Genomic DNA, 18,680 nt, shown 5'->3' with positions numbered 1-18,680 from the left:
GTGGAATGATGGCCAAACTAAACTTGCTGTTTGAACCTGGCTGCGCCACATGGCATATCCAAGAACGTGCTGCTGTCCATTTTCGCGGCCGGAGATCGGACCGAGGTTGATAATCAAAGTCCATGAGAGCGCCTTGTTCGGCGCGACGGTTGAGAAAATGAAGTTGGCCGAGAAACAGAGATAGACAGGCAAATATTAATGGCAGTTTTTTTTCATGAAGAAGACCTTCCCGCTGGCGTGTTAGGCGATGGTGCTGTTGCGGTGGACACCGAAACCATGGGACTTCAAACCCATCGTGACCGTCTTTGCTTGTTGCAAATCTCCGATGGCTCGGGTGATGAGCATCTCGTGCGCTTCGGCCCGGATAGTGATTTTGCCGCTCCCAATCTTCGAGTCATTTTGGCTGATCCAAACCGGTTGAAACTATATCATTTTGCTCGTTTTGATCTTGCCGCCATCGAGCATTATCTTGGTGTCATGGCCGAACCGGTTTTTTGCACAAAAATCGCTTCGCGACTGATCCGGACTTATACGGATCGTCACGGACTGAAAGAGCTGGTCCGTGAACTTCTGGGCAAGGATATTTCAAAACAGCAGCAATCTAGTGACTGGGGCAACCCTGAGATCAACGATGCTCAGCGAGATTATGCTGCGTCGGATGTACGTTTTCTGCATCGGTTGAAGGATGAACTCGAGATACGGCTTGAGCGAGAGGGTAGAACGGCCCTTGCGCAATCTTGCTTCGAATTTCTTCCTGATCGCGCCCGGTTGGATTTGGCAGGCTGGCCAGAAGTTGATATTTTTGCCCATGCCTAAACGATGGGTTTTCTTGTTCAGTAGCCGTGCATGTGATTGTGGGATTATCGTGTAACGATGTCGACCGCCGCTAAACTCATCCGGACAAAGCGCCAAGAATTTGCTGCGCCAAATAGCGTGCACGATAGAAACGTGAAATGGTTGCGTTTCATTCTGCCCATGGGTGTCGGTATTTTGGGGTCGATGCTGGCCTTGGCGCCATTCACGATGACTGGCGAGCTGAGTTTCGTGCTCGATAAGAATAGCGTGGACGTTGCCAAGGAACGGATGCGCGTTACCGAAGCACTCTATCGAGGTGAGGATAGCGAAGGACGGCCGTTTTCACTAAAGGCCGGTTCTGCGGTCCAGAAAAGCTCGAACGAGGCTGTCGTTGAATTGAAAGATCTTTCTGCCCGGATATTGATGCAAGATGGACCCGGCCAGATACGCGCAAGCGAAGGCCGCTATGACATGGATCAAGAGAACGTGAGGGTATCAGGGCCTGTACAAGTTGAAGCGGCCAGTGGTTATCGCCTCTCGACGAGCAACGTGACCGTTGATCTTAAACAGCGCACATTGATAAGCGATGGTGTTGTCGAAGGGCGGACCAATATTGGTACTTTTGGGGCTGATCGGCTGGAAGCAGATTTGGTCGCGCGTACGGTAAGTCTGGATGGCAATGCCCGTTTGCGGATCGAACAAAATGGATTAAGAAGACCTTAGATGAAATTGAATATTTTTCTTTCCCTTTCGACTGGCACGGTTCTCCTTGCTTCCGCTTTCTTGCTGCTAGAAAAGCCAGCACCGGCGCAAGTGTTCGGAAGCCACAACAGCAATGCTCCGGTCAATTTCAATGCCGGGCGGATTGAAGTTCAAGACCGTGCTGACCGCGTTGTTCTATCCGGCTCGGTCCGTGTTGAGCAGGCGGGACTAGTGCTCAACGCCGCGCGCATGACCGTCGCATATCGGAGCGTCGGAGGTGTCGAGATTGACCGGATTGATGCGTCCGGAGGCGTTACTATTCGGAAAGCCGGTGAAACGGCCTCAGGAAATGTCGCTATATATGACCTCAATCGGCGGCTCATCACTTTGATCGGAGATGTTTCTCTTACACAGGGAACAAACCGCCTCTCTGGTGGTCGCGTGATCATTGATCTCGCATCGGGTAGATCGACAATAGATGGGCGTTCTACCGGTACGCAGGACTCTGGCGGGCGGGTGTCTGGGACATTCACGGTACCGCAACGCAAGAACTGAATCTGCTGTTGATCCTAGCAAAATCTATCCCGAGGGTGGAATCGGGAAGATAATCCCGTTTCCTATATCAATGGCGCTTGATTTTCTCCGGAAATGGTCCATTTTCGATCCATCATGCACAAAGCTTGCCAATTTGGATAAGATTGGGCCATGCTGTTAACCAACCGACAAGGTAGCCCATGCGAATGAGGACGAATGATGAACGACGCAACCGCGACTGATACACCGGCAATGGCCGATCCGGGAGCTGCTATGGCCAGCGATGCCATGGAGCATGGTTTGGCGGTCGTTTCTATTGCCAAAAGCTATGACAAACGCTCGGTCCTGTCCGATGTGTCGTTGTCAGTAGGGCGCGGCGAAGTTGTAGGGTTGCTGGGGCCAAATGGTGCCGGGAAAACGACCTGCTTTTACTCGGTTATGGGTTTGGTACGGCCGGACGCTGGGCGCATCATGCTCGATGGTGAAGATATTACGCCTCTTCCCATGTATCGCCGGGCCATTCTTGGCATTGGTTATCTGCCTCAAGAAACTTCAATTTTCCGCGGGATGACTGTCGAACAGAATATCGCGGCGGTCTTGGAGATGGTGGAGCCCGAAGCTGCCGCGAGAGAGGAAACACTCGATCGCCTGCTGGATGAATTTGGGCTTATGAAGCTCCGCAACTCGCCGGCAATGGCTCTTTCGGGCGGTGAGCGACGGCGATGTGAAATCGCCCGAGCGCTGGCGGCGAGCCCGTCTATCGTGCTCTTGGATGAACCTTTTGCCGGTATTGATCCCCTGTCGATCGCAGACATTCGTGATTTGGTTGGCCAGTTGAGAGAGCGCGGCATCGGCGTATTGATCACGGATCATAATGTTCGAGAGACGCTTGATATCGTTGATCGGGCCTGCATCATTTATGATGGTCAAGTATTGTTCGCGGGAAGTCCCGAAGACCTAGTCGCGGATGCCAATGTTCGGCGCCTGTACTTGGGCGAAGGTTTCGCGCTCTAGCGATGGCAATCGCGCCTCGCCTCGATTTGCGGCAAAGTCAGTCGCTAGTGATGACGCCGCAATTGCAGCAGGCGATCAAGCTTTTGACATTGTCCAACCTAGAGCTGGAAACATTCATTTCTAGCGAGATAGAGAAGAACCCGCTTCTCGATACCGGTGACATTTCGATGGAGAGCGGCGAAGGGAGAGAAGGCGAGGAAGGGCTGAGCGAGCCAGCGGCGCAGGGCAGCGACGAAATTCTGACTTCTGGACCCGGCGAGTCTGAATCCACTCTTGATATGCCAAGCGACACGGATTGTTTCTCCAACAATAGCCTTTCTGAAAGTGATGGAGCGCTGGACGGGCAGCTTGGGCTGAATGGCGCGAGCTCCGGGTCAAGCGCGCCGGGTGAGGCCCCAGATTTCGAGAATATGCTGGTCGCCGAGATCACGCTGACCGACCATTTGATGGACCAAGCGGGAGCCATCCTTTCCGGCACAGAGCTATTTGTAGCGCAACATATTATCGATCAGATTGATGAGTGCGGATATTTGCAATCCGACTTGCTGGAGCTGGCTCAGCGGCTGGCTGTAGAGCTTATAGACGTTAAGCGCATATTGGGCGTTGTTCAGACGCTTGATCCTGTCGGTATTGGCGCAAGGGATCTGGCAGAATGTCTCACGCTGCAAGCTAAGGATGCGGATCGCTATGATCCAGCGATGGCCCGCTTGATCGATAATCTCGATCTGCTTGCCAAAGGGGCTTTGCCACAACTTAAGCGGATATGTGGCGTCGATGATGAAGATCTGATGGATATGATTAGCGAGTTGCGCAACTATGATCCGAAGCCAGGTTGCAAGATTGGCGGTGGAGATGTGCAAGCGGTTGTACCCGATGTCTTTATCGCAGAGCAGACGAACCGCTGGATCATTGAAGTCAACAGCGCCACTTTGCCGAAGGTACTGGTCAATCGCACCTACTATTCAGAGCTGAAAGATGGAGCGCAGGATAAGGCATCAAAGGAATGGCTGAACGAATGCCTCGCCGATGCCAACTGGTTGGTCAAAGCTCTGGATCAACGGCAGCGTACGATTGTCAAAGTCGCGACGGAAATCGTCAAGCAGCAGGAAGAGTTTTTCCGCAAAGGTGTCGAGCATTTGCGTCCTTTGACTCTGAAGAATGTTGCCGAGAAAATCGAGATGCATGAGTCGACGGTCAGCCGGGTGACATCCAATAAATATCTTTCCTGTTCACGTGGGACGTTCGAGCTCAAATATTTCTTCACCAGCGGCATTCAGTCTTCGACCGGTGGAGAGGCCTCTTCGGCCGAGGCGGTGAAGAGCCATATCAAGTCCCTGATCGACAACGAAGACCCCAAGAAAATCCTTTCCGATGACAAGCTGGTTGCGCTGTTGAAAGCCAAGGATTTTGATATTGCCCGCCGGACGGTGGCCAAATATCGCGAAGCGCTTGGCTTGGGTAGTTCAGTGCAGCGTCGCCGGCAGAAGGCCCTCGAAGGCAAGGCCGCCTAGATAGGTTTGCGAAGCACGGTGAATTCCAGTTCTGAAGTTTTTGGTAAACCGAAGCGCGGATCGTCGTGCGGAAAGGGCCGGTATTCGCCCGTCTGCATGTAGCCACGGCGTTCATAATAAGCGATCAGGTCGGCGCGCTGGCGAATGACGGTCATCTCAATCGCGACTGCCTGCCAAGTTTCGCGGACAAAGGTTTCGGATTGCAGTAGCAGTTGCTTGCCGAGCCCAGTCGCCTGCTTGGTTGGATCGACGGTCAGCAGGCCCAGATAGGCGAGCCCGTTTCCAACGTTGGAAAGCTGGACGCATCCGGCGAGGGCTTGCCCATTTTGAGCGAGCAGGATCACCTGATCATCGGCTACAATGATTTCGTGCAAGGCCCTTGCATCCGTCCGCTGGCCACCCAGCAAATCTGCCTCGTGAGTCCATCCGCGCTTCGCGCTTTCCCCCCGATAGGCGCTTTCTACCAGTGCATGGAGCGTATCAATATCGCCGACTGCGGCACGGCGGAAGTTCATGCTAGCCGAATCCCATCAGCTTCCAGAATAGCATTTTCCAGGACCCGACCGGTGACGATTACGCGCTTCTCAACCTCATCGATCGGGGTGCGCAGAAGTTCCAGCCGATAGCGGATACCGTCATCGCTCTGCAGGATGAAACCAGCCTCGTCGCGTTGGAGCAGGCCAGCATATTCCGCGTCGTTCTGGTTTCCCGTCATTATCACGCCGTGGCGAGCAATGTTTCGCTGAGGTCCCAGAGTCGTTCGGCATCCGCATCATCGGTGATATGCGGCGCGCAATGTTCATAGGGTAGCGAGTTTTCGTCCATCAACTGCGCGACATCGCAATCTTCGCAATAGACGCCGGGCTTATCATTGAGCAACGCTGACGTGGCAGCCCAAAGTGTCGTCGTGCAGCCCTGTGTTGGTGTCTTGAAGATCTGGGCGACCATGGGCGGCACGCTGCCGTCTTTGTTCAACCAACCCAATTCCACCTGCTCTTCGATCGGAAGATGGCGCTGGAGTGGTGTGAAAATTCCGCCGGGATGGACCGAGAAGGCACGGCCACCAAAGTCCTGCATCCGCCGGTTCAAACCGTTGGCGAACAGGGCGTTTGCGCTTTTGGCCTGCGCATAGGCCGTCCATTTTTCATAGTCATTCTTCTCGAACTGGATATCGTCCCAGAGGATTCCGTTGCGCTTATGGGCGATGGATGACAGCGCGACAACGCGAGGTGTATCGGCCTTTGCGAGCCAGGGCATCAGCGCCTTGGTGAGCGTGAAATGACCCATATGATTGATAGCAAATTGGCTCTCCCATCCCGGGCCAACGCGGTCCAGTGGGCAAGCCATGATGCCGGCATTGTTGATCAGCATATCCAGTGACGGAATCTTACCATGGACCGATGCCGCAAAATCACGCACGGAATCGAGATCGGCTAAGTCCATCTTTGCCGATGAGACATCGCCCTGGACCGACGACAGATTCTCTTCTGCCTTGGCCGGATCGCGGACCGGTACGATTACGGAGGCACCTGCGCCCGCCAGCGCCCGGGTGGTTTCGAGACCGATGCCTGAATAGCCGCCGGTGACAATGGCGGTCTTACCGGTCAGATCAACACCAGCCAGTATTTCGTGCGGCTCACTTTTCGCGTGAAATCCTGAGCCGAGCGGTTTCTGGTCTGCTGCTGCCATTTCAATCGATCCCCTTTGCTATATTGTGGCGCCCACTATCTCCGACACTGGCATATAGTCATAGCCCAGATCGTCCGCGACCGCCTTATATGTCACATGACCATTCCAGACATTCAGGCCCTCGGCAAGATGCGCGTCGGCCCGCAGCGCATTTTTCCAGCCTTTATTGGCGATAGCCAGCGTATGGGGCAGGGTGACGTTGTTGAGCGCATAGGTTGATGTCCGCGATACCGCGCCGGGCATATTGGCGACGCAATAGTGAACGATATCGTCGACCACATAGGTGGGCTCTTCATGGGTTGTTGCCTTGGACGTTTCGAAACAACCGCCTTGGTCGATCGCTACGTCGCAAAGTACCGAACCGGGACGCATGGTTTTGAGCATCTCGCGTGTGACCAGTTTGGGTGCTTCGGCTCCCGGGATCAGGACGGCGCCAATGACAAGATCGGCATCCGCAACACATTCCGCGAGATTGGCCTTGTTGGAGAAACGCGTCTTGGCGCGCGACTCAAAATGAGTGCCGACCGATTCCAGTACGTCGGGATCGCGGTCGAGGATTGTCACATCGGCGCCGAGACCGGCGGCCATTTGTGCCGCGTTAAAGCCGACCACGCCACCGCCGATGATCGTCACTTTGCCTGGCGCAACACCGGGTACGCCGCCGAGTAAGATACCGCGGCCCCCATGGGCTTTTTCCAGCGCTGTTGCGCCAGCCTGGATCGACATGCGGCCGGCAACCTGACTCATGGGTTTGAGCAAGGGCAGTCCACCAGTACCGGTCACTGTTTCATAGGCGATGCAGATGGCTTTGGATTTGACCAGATCTGCGGTCTGCTCCGGATCGGGTGCGAGGTGGAGATAGGTGAACAATATCTGGTCTTCGCGCAGCATGGCCCGCTCGACGGCTTGCGGTTCCTTGACCTTGACCACCATCTCGCATTGTCCGAAGACTTCGGCGGCGGTTGCGGCGATGGTCGCGCCCGCGTCTACATATTCCGCATCCTCTGCGCCGATGCCGAGACCAGCGCCGGTTTCGACCAGTACATCATGGCCATGAGCCGTCAATTCGCGGACGGACTCCGGGGTCAGGCCGACCCGATATTCGTGATTCTTGATTTCTTTGGGGGTACCAACGCGCATGGAGGAGCTCCTGTTATAGCGAATCTAATGGCTGCACATTACCAGCAAAAGACGGCCCACGCGAGACACTTTGTAATATTATTACGCTATCTTGAAACTTTCCTAATCGGCACAGCAACGGTGCAAATATTGCCATAGTCTCCATGGGCCGCGATATATTGGAGCAGCGCCGGACTATAGCTGGCGAGATATTCATAGCGCGGTTGTTCGGCGAGCGGCAACTCATACGCCATTCGGATCGACTGGATTTCTATATGTTGCGATTTGTCAGCATAGAAGCCGCCGGGTGCGGTTCCCAGCGGTAGGTTTTGCATATGCTCCAGCCCGTCGATCACGCGGCCAACCATTCCGAATGTGGTATCGAGATTACGCGCCGCTTCGCCGGTGATTGCCGATAGTTCCGCACCGCTGCCACTATCGGGCGGGTCATAATGGGCGGGGGATAATGATCCGCGACAGGTGATTGGATAATATTTCACCTCGCCATCAACGGTCTTGCTGCCAATCGGCCAGCCCGCGCCAAAGCCGACTTTTGCACCATAGCTTTCGTAGATGATTTTCATCAGCGGCTGAATGTCGGTGCCGAGATATTCATTGCTATAGGCGACCGCCGCATTGAGCGCGGTCATATCGGCGTCGCGCTTTGCTCCCAAAGCAGCGTTGAAATACTCTCTCTCCGGAACGGCTTCGATCCCCTTGGGGAGTTTTTTGGCATCAGGATTGCCGCCAAATTGGGTGACAAAGTCCTTGGCCACGCGGTAAATTTTCGTGCCGTCCCACCAGCGGGTACGGGCAAAGGCGCGAACATTGCGAACATGGCCGCCGGAGAGCTTGGCGGGGAGCAGTTGAATCACCGCCTGGCGTTTCGTTCCGTCAGTCGCGTCAGGGAGGGTGAGGACCATTAAGTCGCTGACCGGGATCGGCAGCCAATGTTCGACGGGCGCGGCCGCAAGGACTTCGGCCGGCGTGAGCTTGGACGTTTCTTCTGCTTCCTCCTCCTGTGCAAGAGCTGGCGATGTCAGTGAGAAATTAGCGGCAATTAGCGCGCAAAAAACAAGGAGTCCCATATTCCAACGATTGTTCTTCATCACGCTCTTCCCGTTGCGAAGTTTACAAACTTTACAGTGCTAAAGAAAAATAAGCCTTTTCCTTCAGAATAGCCGCAGAACGGCAGAAAATTCAACATTAAGAAGGATGATGGTGCGTCTGATATCATGAGTTGAGTCTACGCAATTGGATCAGTGTAGGAAAGGCGGGTTTCACTCCACTTTGGTCCGCCTAACCGGCACTGGAATATTGCATATATCGGCCCCGCCCGCTGGCTTGATAAAAAACGGATCACGACGATTGGCGCGGGCATCGGCATATTGGGCGAAGACGTCGCTGTTTGTGTCGAGATATTCGAAAGCGGGAACTGAGCCGTCACCCAACGCATCCCCCAGACGGATGGATGTAATCGGAACTCGCTTGCTGGCGCCTGCATAAAATCCCAATTGCCCCTTGCCGCGCGGCAGGCTGGAGAGATGTTCGATGCCTTCGATCACGCGTCCGACGACGGCAATATTGCGGTCGAGATGACGCGGCGCATGACCGATCACGGTATAAAGTTCGGTGCCGCTCCCGGTGTCGGGGGAATAGTTACGGCCTACGCCGACCGCGCCGTAGCAGTGGACGGGAGAAACACCTTCTTCCGCGAACCCAAACGGCCAACCCGCCATAACGCTGGTTTCATTGATATACGGGTCTGTACCATTGCTCGGGAAATAGTCGTCATTAGATGCTTGGTCGATGATATGTGTTGCGATGCCATTGGTGACCATATCGTCAGTCATTGGTGTTATGTAGGCACTCTCCGGCACGGTCTCCAAACCTTCGGGCAGAGCCTTCTGCTCAGTCTCTCCCGATTCCGGATTATCGTAACCGGCATCTCCCCATTGTACGACATAATTGTCCTGTACCCGGTTGATGCTGGTGCCATCCCAGAATTTTGCTGCAGCCAGCTTGCGGATGTTGCGAATCCAGCCTTGCGAGAAGGGTTCGGGCATTAGTTGGATGACCACGCGGCGCGCTTCGCCCTTTGCATCAGGAGCAAGATCCATGACCAACAGGTCGCTTGGCGAAATTGTCACCCATTCGCTGGCCGGGGCCGCATCGACAATGGCATTGGGGCTCGGAGATTCTGGTTTGTCAGCTTCTTGAGCGATTGCAGGCATAGCGCTCAACAGAGCGAATAGAGAGATAGCGGCGCTGATCTTTTTCATAAAAACATCCTCAAAATTCTGCTCGTGCCGGGCTTATCGATGCAAAGCTATCGGCGCAGTTGGTCCTTCGATAGGCTCAGCGCGAACGGGTTTCATCTTTGGCGAGCACCCTAACCCCACACTATCACTTGCGAAAGCCTGTTTCCGGCATTAGGGAAGCGGCGCTGTCTGATATTCGACCAGGTTCACGGGTCAGATAGTATTTGCGGAGTCGTGGCAGAGTGGTCGATCGCGCACGCTTGGAAAGCGTGTATAGGGCAACCTATCGAGGGTTCGAATCCCTCCGACTCCGCCATTTTCTATATCTAATGTTGGCTGTCGTAGAGAACCTGACGATGCGGTAAGCTTGAGCGGTTCAAAACCCCGTTTCGTGGCGGTTTCTACAGGCGGATTGATATGGCGAGCCTTTGACTATTCATTTGTAGTTACTCCATATTTTGCAGAGATTTGGCCAAGATACTGGATATCTAATCTATAGTGAGGATTTTTTATAGTTAACCAAGAGTTGTTTATCTCAAAATACTGCTCCTTTTATTATGTTGGAAACCACAAAATTTTATCGCATTTGACAAATGTAATAACTATGTTACAAATGTTACTAGTCGACGTCAAAAATACGAAATGGTTTAGTTATCAAGTCGTTGTTTGAGTAATTTTATGGATCGACCTGATATGGATTTCTGACTTTTGATGCTGGCTTTTTTAGCAAGGAGAGAAACGATGACACTATCTGAATATGATAAAACCACTGCAACCAAGTGGAAAGAGTTCACCAATATCGAATCACCTGCTGGGGAACTGTTCAGCAGCGGCCAGCATGCTGAAGCTGATATCGTGTGCCAGACCGGAACCGGTTCCGGCAAATGTGGTACGGTTTGCAGTGGATCAGCCACCAACTGGTGCTGCTAATTAAATATGTCGGAATATGCGAATTACCGCATTTTCGATAAACAACTGGGCCGTCTGGCTGCACCTTTTGAGGAGCGGTTGGCGGCCCGTTTGCAAGAGTTAACCGATTTAGCAGATAGCGAGAAGCGCGCCATTATGAGCAGCGCTAAAGAGGCTTTTCTGTTTCGTTTGTCCCGGCGATTGAGTCGCGTTCTCATTCTTGAACTTAACGCAGCGCGTGTTGAAGGCCGTCTTGATGGTGAGACATCCCGCGCGCGGTGGCAAGATTTTTGCGACACCGCTGCGACACAAGCTTTCTGGGACTATTGTTTCAAAGAATATCCTGATCTGTACTCGCGTTTAGAAAAGCTGTTGGATCAACAGTGTAGCGCGATTGCTGCGATTGCAGTCTCCTGGTGTGCTGACCGGACACAAATTTCCGCCATGATGAAATGTGATACAGTTGTGCTAACTGCTCTGTCTCTGGGACAAGGGGACACTCATAACGGCGGTCAGACGGTTAGTATTATAGACACGGATGGTGGTAAAATTGTCTATAAACCCCGGTCGCTTGCGATCGACACCGGTTTGACCGGATTTTTGCAATGGTTGAATGCACAAACGGACGAGCCGCTTCATATCAAGGTACCCGATGTTCTCGACAAGGGTAGCTATGGCTGGGCGCAGTTCGTTTCTCACGAATATGCGGCAGATGACGCGGAGTGCCAGAAATTTTACTGCGGTATCGGTCAAATACTTGCGTTGATGCGGCTGCTGGGCGGTACGGATCTTCATGCGGAAAATCTAATTGCTCATCGCGATATGCCCGTGTTGGTAGATTGTGAAACGCTTTTTACGCCCAATGTGAAGCCGGTGCCATCGGGTTACGGCGATGCCTATGACTATTGTTCGGAATTGACGCGTGGTGGAGTGCTTGCGATTGGCCTACTGCCGGATCGTGGGCAGGCCCTTGGTTGGAGAGGCATTGATATGTCGGGGGTCGGCGGCCTCTCTGGCCAGCAGCCTAAGACCAGCATTCCGGCTATCGTGGATGCAGGCCGTGATACCGCGCGGGTAGAAATGGTGACTGCCGAGCTCCCTCGTTCAGCCAATCATCCTTCAAAAGACCCAGCGATAACGCGCTATTGGCCCGATATAGTCGATCATTTCAAAAAGCTGAGCACGATCCTTCGGTCACTTGATCAAGCCGGAAAACTCGAACCCCAACTAGACGGTTTTCGTGACCGGCAGATTCGCGTCGTGGTGCGTCCCACCGAAACCTATGCTGAAATTGAACGGATGCTCTGGCATCCAGCATCGTTGGCCAATCCGGAGGCGGCGCGGCAAAAAGCCGAGTCGCTTATGGCTGAAATGGCCGAAAATATCTCTTATGCGCCGAGTGATCCCATGATCATCTCTGCTGAAGTAACGGAGCTACGGCATGGCGACATCCCCGTCTTCACGACCCAAAGCGACTATGGTGCCCTCACCGGGCCGAATGACATTGAGTGGTTAGCAAAACAGGACCTCATCGCGCTAGCGTTGGAGGATTGGCGGGATGCAGATTTGGACGCGGAAGCCAACTTCATTCGCGCGGCGGTGGTAAGTGCCTATGTGTCGGATGGGCATATGCATGATGGTGAGTCATTGTGGATTCCTAGCGATAAAGGCAATTATCTGGATGCGTGCAGGCGTGAGCACGCGGCAAGGATAATGACGCAGATCGTAGCCACCGGGCATAAAGCAGACGACGGTAGCATTGCATGGATTGCCCCGACCCTGACGCCCGCCGGTTGGTCGGTATCGCCGCTAGGAGCCGATCTTTATGCCGGGTTGTCCGGTGTTGCTTTGCTCGCGGCTTCTTATTTAAGCGAAATGCGGTCTGGTCGGGCCGACCCGGTGGAGGGTCTGGAAGATGTGATGGTTCGGCTTGAAAAAAGTCTTGCACATATCGAAGAACGGCAATTGCAGGAGATGGATGGAGGTAAGCATGTCCGTCCGCCGGCGATCGGGGGCTTTGCTGGAGTTGCGTCGCAAATATGGGCGTTGTTGGCTATGGCTGATATTGACGATCAGCCGGCGGCCGATAAGATAGAACGTGCCTTGCGGCTGGTCCCACTTATCAAATGGGGTGCTGAAACAGAGGAAACCAACGATCTGCTCTATGGTCTAAGTGGTGCCATCTACCCTCTAGTCCGGCTTGCCGAAGTTAGTGGTGAAGAGCGACCACTGGCCGTAGCCCGAGACCTTGCCGACAGCTTGGCAGCCAGGAGCATAGCGATCGGCGATGCAATCAGCTGGCCGGTGCCTTATACCGCGCAAGGATTAGGCGGATTCTCCCATGGCACAACCGGCATTGGTTGGGCGATGCAAAAGCTTCATGAGGCCACTGGGGACCCAGTCTATCAAGACTTTGCTATGCGGGCTTTTCAGTTTGAAGATGGGCTGTACGATCCGGAGCGGAGGAACTGGCGTGATTTGCGCGAAATTGATGGTGTTACAGAGAGCGTGGCTTGGTGCCATGGCGCGGTTGGCATCGGGCTGGCGCATCTTGATATGGATCCAACGCTTCACACCGAGCATAGCCGCGCCGCAGTACAAATTGCGATCGATGCGGTTTTCGATCGTGGGCTGGGGTGGAATCATTGCATCTGTCATGGCGATTTCGGGGCTTGGGACCTCATCGGGAATCCGACCGTGCAGCGGACATTGAATGTTCCGATGTCTGCCGAAGCCTTTGGAGCGTCGCTATTGGCCAGTCTTGACGTCCACGGCCCAACATGTGGGGTAACACGAGACGCCTTTTTACCGGGCCTGTTCACCGGACATGGGGGCGTTGCCTATCAGTTGCTGAGAATGAACCCGGATAGCAAACTGCCATCGGCGCTCATGTTAGGGCGAAGCGAGTGAGTGAAAGTGAAGGCCAAAATGACGCGGAGGGTCTTTCGCGACCCTATTGGCATTTGGAAAATCAGGATTTACCAAAAGGTTTTCGAGCAACTTTGTCCCGTGTCCGCATAGCAAGCACGGCCGTTATTGATATTGTGCGGCGTTCCGCACCTCGTCAGGCGCTGGTCGTATTCGCAATGCAGTTGCTGATCGGCGCGACCGTGACGTTGACTCTGGTGCTGATCAATCGGATATTTGATCCTTTATTTTCCGGCGAGGATGTTACCGCCAAGTTACGGGTTGCGGCGCCGTCGATAATCGCGCTGTGCGTAATATTTGCGCTACGGATTGGTTTCTCGTTCATATTGGCAACGAATAAGGCCAGCCTCGCTCCAAAAGCTCGGTTGGCGGCGGAAGAACAGCTCTACCGATCCACCGTCGGAATTCATTTATCCGATTTTGACGACCCGCTTTTCTATGATCAACTACAACGCGCGCGGGATCGCGGCATTTTGCATCTTGAAGGATCGATCGTCGCTTTGATTGATTCTGCCTCAGCCGTGTTTGCGGTAGCTGGTGCAATGATCGCACTGGCGATTCTTCACCCGATTCTGCTTCCCCTTCTGCTGCTTCCCCTTTTGCCTAGCGGCTGGGGTGCGATTAAGGCAGCTCGTGTGCATTATGACGGCATGGCAAAGACGGTTTCGCTGATGCGAATGTCGACAATTTATGGAGAATTGGCCACCAAGCGCGAAACCGCTGCTGAAATCCGCGCGCATCAGGCGCAGCGTTTCATCATCACTAGATTTCTGGAAGCAGCCGGGAAGTTGTGCAGTCACTATATTGCTATCGCCCGCCGTGAGGCAGTGATTAATGGCATCGCATCGATCGCGGCGGGAATCGGTTGGGCGCTAGTCCTGGGACTATTGCTCTCAATGATCATGAATGCATGGATTGATCTGGCTTTGGCCAGTGCTGCGATCGTCGCCTTTCGTATGGCTGCTGGCGCCCTCGAACAGCTGGTGATGAATGGCCATATGTTGGTACAAAAGTCGCTATATATAAGCGATTATCAAGGTTTTGTGGCGGCGGCCAGTGCGCGAGGCAACAAACGCATCATGCAACCAGCCCCCCGCTGCCCGCAGCGTATAAATGTTCATGATCTTAGTTTTCAATATCCCGGAGGCGACGGACGCTGGACGCTGGAGAAAATCAACTTCACGGTAAAGGCGGGGGAAACCGTCGCACTAGTTGGGGAGAATGGGTCAGGGAAGACGACCTTGGCTAAGCTGTTGGCAGGCTTGTACCAGCCGCAAGAGGGTATGGTTGACTGGGATGGTATCAACCTTGCCGAGATGGATCTTGCCGAGATTTCAGATCAAGTATCGATGGTCATGCAACACCCTGTCCGTTGGCCTGATTCTGCCCGAGCGAATATCGAGATCGGCCGCTATCGAGAGCATGTCGAGAATGAAGAGACGTTATTGCGCGCAGCTGAACAGTCAGGTGCATTGCCGATAATTGAACAATTGCCGCACGGTTGGAAGACGCTCCTCTCCCGGGAGTTTCATGCAGGTCACGATCTCTCCGGTGGGCAGTGGCAGAAATTTGCGATTGCCCGGGGGCTCTATCGGGACTGTCCGATCGTTATATGGGATGAACCTACAGCGCCGCTGGATGCGAAGGCGGAGATGGCAACATATGAAGCGCTGCGCAACTTGGGCCGTGGTCGCACCGTATTCCTAATAACCCATCGTCTGATGAGCATCAGAAATGTCGACCGCATTCTCTTTTTGCAAGATGGGCATCTCGTTGAACAGGGTAGCCACGACGAACTGATGCAATCGGGCGGGGCCTATGCGTCGCTATTCCTCTTGCAGTCAGAACTCTATAATTCCGATCTCTTATGAGTGCATCCGATCATTCCGCTCTAGTCGCTGATGCGAAAAATACATTTGGTGATCGGTTCGCCGGTCGGTGTATTGGGCGACATGATGAGGATATGGTCCTTGCCAATAAACAGCATGCATCCCAGTTACCACTGCATCTTCCTGACTTGCTCGTTAAATGCCGAACGCCCCAGGATGTTGCCCGGGCGCTTGAATTTGTGCGTGATAGAGCCGTTTCTTTTTCTGTGCGGAGCGGAGGGCATTGTTTTGCCGATATGTCCAATCGTGGCGATGTTATAATCGATTGCGGCGATTTAAACGGGTTGGAGCCAGAAGGAGAGAATGCGATTCTGGTTGGGCCGGGCACTCTATCTGGCGATGCTGTTGCCGGCTTGCTGCAAGCGGGAATGACCTTACCTGTCGGAGGTTGTCCTTTGGTTGCGCTCGGCGGACTGTCGATGGTCGGAGGGTTTGGATTGACCGGGCGGCTGCATGGAATCCTGTCCGACCGGGTGTCTGCCGCGCATGTGCTGCTGGCGGACGGCAATATGGTTGAATGCAATGCCGATCAGCATAGCAATCTTTTGTGGGCGATCGCGGGGGCAGGGCCTGTGGGCTTTGGCATAGTGACGCAAATCCGCTTCGATGCGGCACCGCTCTATCCAGGTGTCGCCATGGAAGCCGTCTGGCCGATGGAAAGCGCAGAAGAAATTTTCGCGCTATGGCAGAGCTATGCGCCGCTAGCGGACAATGCAATCTCTCTTCAGATCAGCTTGATGGTGCCTGAGGACCCCGATGAGTCCTGTTTCGTACGATGCTATGGTGTCATCCTCGACACAAGTGGTCCTGATGAAGATGGACTTGAACCTTTGCTGGCATCAATGGCGCGGCATTTCGGTTCCTTTTCCAAGCAGATTAATATTACGACTAAATCCGCGCATGACATAGCGCGGTATGCCAGTGGCGCGCGGACTTATCATGACGAACCAGCCTGGCTGCCTTCTCAACCCTATAGCGGCACCGCTTTGTTGGCCCAACGGTCCCAGTTTTTTGAAGCACCACTACCAAAAGACGCCATTTCTGACCTGATTGCGCGCCTGCAGGCGGATCGCACTATGCTACAAGCGCGGGAGATTGAATGTATTCCATGGGGTGGCGGTTATGCCCGTCCCAATGAGCGTAGCTGCTTTTCCCATCGTGAGGCCCATATGCTGCTGCGATATAATAGCCTTACAGGCCGGCAACCAACTCAGGCCACGCGGGAGTCAATGTGCGATTGGGTTGACGACTGTCGCGATATGCTGCGCCCCTATGCCAATGGCCGCACCTATGCGGGCTATGCTGAAAAGGATATTATCTCTCCGATGACGGCCTATTTCGGTGATAAGGCGACTAAACTTGCCTCGCTCAAACGGCGCTACGATCCCGATAACATATTCGCGGGATATACTATCTGAAAAACACAGCCGTAATGTTGGCAATACGGATATTGCTCTATCGCTTCCCTTGTCTAAATTTCGTCGATCATTTCCGCCAGAGTGGCGAGGCATTCGCGTGCAAGTAGATTGCAGCGCTCGGGGGACCAACCTTGCTCGGCATCGGGTAGGTCGCGATTGTCTTTGAACGGCATTTCCATAGTCATCGCAACAGCACCGAATCGTTCTGCCAATTGATTGGTCGACATTGACAGATTGGCCTTGCCCTTTGCGGCGGTCGGATAGCCAAGCTTGGTCTGGAAATCCGGGGTGCGCTGCGCCAGGCGGTTGCGATATGCGTGATATTGTTCAAGCTGTCGGTCGGTGATTGATGGAATGCCTTCAAAACCAGCGATGAAAACCGCTGGAATGGCTTCGTCTCCGTGGACATCAATGGCAAAATCGACATCACTCTTGTCCATAGCGTTCCGGACGCACAACACTTCCGGTGATTTTTCAGCAGTCGGTTCAGCCCATTCGCGGTTGAGATTTGTGCCAGCGAAATTGGTTCGTAAATGGCCTCTAAACGAACCATCTGGGTTCATGTTGGGTATGATATGGAATCGGCATTGTTGCAACAGCAGTCGTGCGTGGGGGTCGGTGGGATCGGTCAGCATCTCAAGCGCGCCTTCCATCCACCATTCCGCCATGCTTTCGCCGGGATGCTGGCGGGCGTATAGCCACACCTGCTTGTCACCGCTTCCCATTTCTACACAGTCGATTGGCTGGCCTTCCAGGCTATGCCCTAGCGTCCGAACAGTGACGCCTTCAATCGTCGCCGTTTCTGCGATCAAGTCGTGGTGGCGTTCAATGCTGTAGGGCGCGAAATAGGCGAACCAGATAATATTGCTGCTCGCGGTATAGCGAATCGACAGGGTTCCGCTTTTCTCGTCATAGCTGCTCGCTGCGCGGCCCCAATATTCCCGGTCTTCACTGACGCAAGCATCATAATCCGGCCAGCCCTGCGGATAGGCCGAGTCTTTCAGGCCGGTAATGTTCAATTCCAGTTCGTCGCCAATCTCGCAGGCCACGCGGAAATGAAACCATTGGAAAAACTCGCTATCCTTATCCTTGCGGATGGAAAGCGTGGCGTTGGTGCCGTGAATCTCGTGAACTTCGATATTGCCGCTATCGAACGCGCTGGTGATATATATGGTCATTCTACCCTGATAGTGGTTCCGGACTCTCCAGGAAAGTCTTTGAATAGGGCTTCAGCCAATTGCGCGGCTGCCAGCCCGGGCTGGGACGCCGGGGACCCTTCCTTTGCTTCGACCGATGCTCGCCCTTCCCAGACCGTGATCCCGTCATCCCGTTTGACGATACGCACCGAAAGTTCGGTAGCGATCTTGTCTTTCGCTTTGCCGCCCAGATTGATTCCGATGCCGAGACCAAGGCCCGACCCATAGCTGCCGGTGCTGCCGCCGACACCGACCGAAATCGGCGATCGTGAACCCCGGGCGCTTATCTGGGCGCGCTCCAGTGTGTAGCGCGCAATATATTGGCTATTTGCGCCCGCATCGATTGCCTCTGAAAAACCCACGCGCTGCAATTCGCGGAGCACCGCTGTTTCATAGGTCGCATATTCAATGCTGCGGCTATCGGCCTCGTCTGATCCATATGCTTTGACGACGACACTACCGGGTATAATTTGAGCCACTTGGGCGTTGTGAAAGCGGGTGACGTCGACGGGTGGCGTCATTGCCATGCATCCTGACAACAGCAGCCCTGCTAGTCCCATTGACGCAATGGATTGAAAACCGGCCATAATATTAACTCCTCAACACGCCCCGGTGCATATTAGCGGATAATGATGGGCGTTGCGGTAAAAAATTGCATCGGCGAACGGGCGCGTTTAATCTATGGGAGACCAGCGTGGTAAACAGGCGAATATTG

General features: G+C 54.0%; 17 protein-coding genes and 1 tRNA gene. 10 read left to right on the top strand and 8 right to left on the bottom strand.

What is annotated here, in order from left to right:
• Nucleotides 1-198: 198 nt before the first annotated feature.
• The 5 genes from ABJG22_RS01140 (at nucleotide 199) to rpoN (ending at nucleotide 4,556) form a co-directional block, all read left to right on the top strand.
• Nucleotides 199-816: a ribonuclease H-like domain-containing protein gene (locus ABJG22_RS01140; RefSeq protein WP_348018395.1), complete on the top strand. Its 618-nt coding sequence runs from the start codon at nucleotides 199-201 to the stop codon at nucleotides 814-816.
• A gap of 57 nt (nucleotides 817-873) precedes the next feature.
• Complete coding sequence (lptC, locus tag ABJG22_RS01135) at nucleotides 874-1,518, top strand: LPS export ABC transporter periplasmic protein LptC (protein ID WP_348018394.1); 645 nt, start codon at nucleotides 874-876, stop codon at nucleotides 1,516-1,518.
• A complete protein-coding gene (locus tag ABJG22_RS01130) occupies nucleotides 1,519-2,052 on the top strand; it encodes an LptA/OstA family protein (protein WP_348018393.1) in 534 nt (177 codons plus the stop codon).
• A gap of 231 nt (nucleotides 2,053-2,283) precedes the next feature.
• A complete protein-coding gene (gene lptB / locus ABJG22_RS01125) occupies nucleotides 2,284-3,045 on the top strand; it encodes an LPS export ABC transporter ATP-binding protein (protein ID WP_348018775.1) in 762 nt (253 codons plus the stop codon).
• A 2-nt stretch (nucleotides 3,046-3,047) separates the two neighbouring features.
• Nucleotides 3,048-4,556 (top strand): RNA polymerase factor sigma-54, encoded by a 1,509-nt coding sequence (rpoN, locus tag ABJG22_RS01120; RefSeq protein ID WP_348018392.1) that lies wholly within the window; start codon nucleotides 3,048-3,050, stop codon nucleotides 4,554-4,556.
• Here rpoN and ABJG22_RS01115 read toward each other — a convergent pair.
• The 6 genes from ABJG22_RS01115 to ABJG22_RS01090 all read right to left on the bottom strand — a co-directional run bounded on the left by ABJG22_RS01115 (nucleotide 4,553) and on the right by ABJG22_RS01090 (nucleotide 9,646).
• Nucleotides 4,553-5,071, bottom strand: a complete 519-nt coding sequence (locus tag ABJG22_RS01115; protein ID WP_348018391.1) for a GNAT family N-acetyltransferase — start codon at nucleotides 5,069-5,071, stop codon at nucleotides 4,553-4,555. The two genes, rpoN and ABJG22_RS01115, sit on opposite strands and share 4 nt — an antisense overlap.
• The gene (locus tag ABJG22_RS01110; RefSeq protein WP_348018390.1) at nucleotides 5,068-5,271 is read right to left on the bottom strand and encodes a DUF5818 domain-containing protein; all 204 of its coding nucleotides are present in this window, start codon (nucleotides 5,269-5,271) and stop codon (nucleotides 5,068-5,070) included. The genes ABJG22_RS01115 and ABJG22_RS01110 overlap by 4 nt, the downstream gene beginning before the upstream one ends.
• A 2-nt stretch (nucleotides 5,272-5,273) precedes the next feature.
• Nucleotides 5,274-6,245 carry an oxidoreductase gene (locus tag ABJG22_RS01105; RefSeq protein WP_348018389.1) on the bottom strand — a complete coding sequence of 324 codons (972 nt, stop codon included), beginning with the start codon at nucleotides 6,243-6,245 and terminating at the stop codon, nucleotides 5,274-5,276.
• 18 nt (nucleotides 6,246-6,263) lie between these two features.
• A complete protein-coding gene (gene ald / locus ABJG22_RS01100; protein WP_348018388.1) occupies nucleotides 6,264-7,385 on the bottom strand; it encodes an alanine dehydrogenase in 1,122 nt (373 codons plus the stop codon).
• A gap of 86 nt (nucleotides 7,386-7,471) precedes the next feature.
• Nucleotides 7,472-8,473, bottom strand: coding sequence for a peptidylprolyl isomerase (locus tag ABJG22_RS01095; RefSeq protein ID WP_348018387.1), 1,002 nt, complete (start codon nucleotides 8,471-8,473; stop codon nucleotides 7,472-7,474).
• 171 nt (nucleotides 8,474-8,644) lie between these two features.
• Nucleotides 8,645-9,646, bottom strand: coding sequence for a peptidylprolyl isomerase (locus tag ABJG22_RS01090; protein ID WP_348018386.1), 1,002 nt, complete (start codon nucleotides 9,644-9,646; stop codon nucleotides 8,645-8,647).
• Between the two features lie 207 nt (nucleotides 9,647-9,853).
• Here ABJG22_RS01090 and ABJG22_RS01085 point away from each other — a divergent pair.
• From ABJG22_RS01085 to ABJG22_RS01065, 5 genes are all read left to right on the top strand, one after another.
• Nucleotides 9,854-9,941, top strand: a tRNA-Ser gene (locus ABJG22_RS01085).
• A 425-nt stretch (nucleotides 9,942-10,366) separates the two neighbouring features.
• Nucleotides 10,367-10,555, top strand: a complete 189-nt coding sequence (locus tag ABJG22_RS01080; protein ID WP_348018385.1) for a DUF6229 family protein — start codon at nucleotides 10,367-10,369, stop codon at nucleotides 10,553-10,555.
• 6 nt (nucleotides 10,556-10,561) lie between these two features.
• Nucleotides 10,562-13,444, top strand: a complete 2,883-nt coding sequence (locus ABJG22_RS01075; RefSeq protein WP_348018384.1) for a type 2 lanthipeptide synthetase LanM family protein — start codon at nucleotides 10,562-10,564, stop codon at nucleotides 13,442-13,444.
• Nucleotides 13,441-15,333: an ABC transporter ATP-binding protein gene (locus ABJG22_RS01070; protein WP_348018383.1), complete on the top strand. Its 1,893-nt coding sequence runs from the start codon at nucleotides 13,441-13,443 to the stop codon at nucleotides 15,331-15,333. The genes ABJG22_RS01075 and ABJG22_RS01070 overlap by 4 nt, the downstream gene beginning before the upstream one ends.
• The gene (locus tag ABJG22_RS01065) at nucleotides 15,330-16,769 is read left to right on the top strand and encodes an FAD-binding oxidoreductase (RefSeq protein ID WP_348018382.1); all 1,440 of its coding nucleotides are present in this window, start codon (nucleotides 15,330-15,332) and stop codon (nucleotides 16,767-16,769) included. Before ABJG22_RS01070 ends, ABJG22_RS01065 begins: the two co-directional genes overlap by 4 nt.
• A 53-nt stretch (nucleotides 16,770-16,822) precedes the next feature.
• Here the strand turns inward: ABJG22_RS01065 and ABJG22_RS01060 are convergent, their stop codons facing one another.
• Nucleotides 16,823-17,947, bottom strand: a complete 1,125-nt coding sequence (locus ABJG22_RS01060) for a M14-type cytosolic carboxypeptidase (RefSeq protein WP_348018381.1) — start codon at nucleotides 17,945-17,947, stop codon at nucleotides 16,823-16,825.
• On the bottom strand, nucleotides 17,944-18,552 hold the full coding sequence (locus tag ABJG22_RS01055) for a DUF4136 domain-containing protein (RefSeq protein WP_348018380.1): 609 nt from the start codon (nucleotides 18,550-18,552) through the stop codon (nucleotides 17,944-17,946). Before ABJG22_RS01055 ends, ABJG22_RS01060 begins: the two co-directional genes overlap by 4 nt.
• Between the last annotated feature and the right edge of the window lie 128 nt (nucleotides 18,553-18,680).

Source organism: Parasphingorhabdus sp. (assembly GCF_039939955.1).
In the GTDB taxonomy this organism is placed as follows: domain Bacteria; phylum Pseudomonadota; class Alphaproteobacteria; order Sphingomonadales; family Sphingomonadaceae; genus Parasphingorhabdus.
The sequence above is the reverse complement of the archived record's forward strand: the minus strand, read 5'-3'. Positions and strand labels throughout refer to the sequence as shown.

Excerpts from the sequence above, each read along its gene's own strand:
- ABJG22_RS01060 (WP_348018381.1), bottom strand. The coding sequence starts at position 17,947 with ATGACCATATATATCACCAGCGCGTTCGATAGCGGCAATATCGAAGTT.
- ABJG22_RS01080 (WP_348018385.1), top strand. The coding sequence starts at position 10,367 with ATGACACTATCTGAATATGATAAAACCACTGCAACCAAGTGGAAAGAG.
- ABJG22_RS01065 (WP_348018382.1), top strand. The coding sequence starts at position 15,330 with ATGAGTGCATCCGATCATTCCGCTCTAGTCGCTGATGCGAAAAATACA.
- ABJG22_RS01115 (WP_348018391.1), bottom strand. The coding sequence starts at position 5,071 with ATGAACTTCCGCCGTGCCGCAGTCGGCGATATTGATACGCTCCATGCA.
- lptB (WP_348018775.1), top strand. The coding sequence starts at position 2,284 with ATGGCCGATCCGGGAGCTGCTATGGCCAGCGATGCCATGGAGCATGGT.
- ABJG22_RS01105 (WP_348018389.1), bottom strand. The coding sequence starts at position 6,245 with ATGGCAGCAGCAGACCAGAAACCGCTCGGCTCAGGATTTCACGCGAAA.
- ald (WP_348018388.1), bottom strand. The coding sequence starts at position 7,385 with ATGCGCGTTGGTACCCCCAAAGAAATCAAGAATCACGAATATCGGGTC.
- ABJG22_RS01130 (WP_348018393.1), top strand. The coding sequence starts at position 1,519 with ATGAAATTGAATATTTTTCTTTCCCTTTCGACTGGCACGGTTCTCCTT.
- ABJG22_RS01055 (WP_348018380.1), bottom strand. The coding sequence starts at position 18,552 with ATGGCCGGTTTTCAATCCATTGCGTCAATGGGACTAGCAGGGCTGCTG.
- ABJG22_RS01140 (WP_348018395.1), top strand. The coding sequence starts at position 199 with ATGGCAGTTTTTTTTCATGAAGAAGACCTTCCCGCTGGCGTGTTAGGC.
- ABJG22_RS01090 (WP_348018386.1), bottom strand. The coding sequence starts at position 9,646 with ATGAAAAAGATCAGCGCCGCTATCTCTCTATTCGCTCTGTTGAGCGCT.
- ABJG22_RS01095 (WP_348018387.1), bottom strand. The coding sequence starts at position 8,473 with ATGAAGAACAATCGTTGGAATATGGGACTCCTTGTTTTTTGCGCGCTA.
- ABJG22_RS01075 (WP_348018384.1), top strand. The coding sequence starts at position 10,562 with ATGTCGGAATATGCGAATTACCGCATTTTCGATAAACAACTGGGCCGT.
- rpoN (WP_348018392.1), top strand. The coding sequence starts at position 3,048 with ATGGCAATCGCGCCTCGCCTCGATTTGCGGCAAAGTCAGTCGCTAGTG.
- ABJG22_RS01110 (WP_348018390.1), bottom strand. The coding sequence starts at position 5,271 with ATGACGGGAAACCAGAACGACGCGGAATATGCTGGCCTGCTCCAACGC.
- lptC (WP_348018394.1), top strand. The coding sequence starts at position 874 with ATGTCGACCGCCGCTAAACTCATCCGGACAAAGCGCCAAGAATTTGCT.